The organism is Mycobacterium sp. IS-836 (assembly GCF_001954275.1).
GTDB lineage: Bacteria > Actinomycetota > Actinomycetes > Mycobacteriales > Mycobacteriaceae > Mycobacterium.
In genome coordinates this window covers 1-693 of sequence record NZ_MBEU01000024.1, presented here as the reverse complement: position 1 = coordinate 693, position 693 = coordinate 1, and the positions used below count along the sequence as shown (strand labels likewise).

Annotated in this window: 1 protein-coding gene; it reads left to right on the top strand. The window is 70.6% G+C overall.

Annotation, left to right across the window (positions count from 1 at the left end; genetic code table 11):
• A partial coding sequence (locus A5747_RS09045; RefSeq protein ID WP_142245495.1) for an AMP-binding protein occupies nt 1-693 on the top strand: 693 nt, incomplete at both ends.

The following is a 693-nucleotide window of genomic DNA, read 5'->3' as shown; positions in this document are numbered from 1 at the left end:
TGATCGAGGCGGGGGTCGGTCCCGAGCGCGCGGTGGGCGTCGCGATGGATCGGTGTGCGGAGTTGGTGGTGGCCTGGTGGGCCGTGGCCAAGGCCGGCGGGGTCTACGTTCCGGTGGATCGGAGCCATCCCGTCGAGCGCATCGCCGCGGTGCTCGATGCCGCGGGGGCGGTGTGCGTGCTGACCTGTGGCGCCGACCCGATGGCCGGGGCCGGGGCCCGACCGCTGCTGCACGTCGACGATCTCGACGTCTCCGGCCAGTCCGCGAATCCGATCACCCATCGGCTGGCGCCGCTGGGGCCCGACAACGGCGCGTATGTGATCTTCACGTCCGGGTCTACCGGGGCGCCCAAAGGGGTGGCGGTCAGCCACGCCGGTCTGCTAGCGGTGACCGCGGTGCAACGCGAACTGCTCGGCTTGGGCGCGGACGCGCGGGTGTTGATGGTGGCCGCACCGACCTTCGACGCGTCGGTGTTCGAAATGTTATGGGCGGCAGGATCGTCGGCGGCGGTGGTGGTCGCGCCACCGGACGTGTATGCCGGGCCTGCGTTGACCGAGTTGCTGCAAGGCCAGCGGGTCAACGCCTCCATTTTGACCCCGACGGTGCTGTCGTCGCTGGATCGCAACCGCCTCGACAACCTGACAACGCTCGTCACCGGAGGCGAGGCCTGCCCGGGAGGTTTGGTGGCGGCCT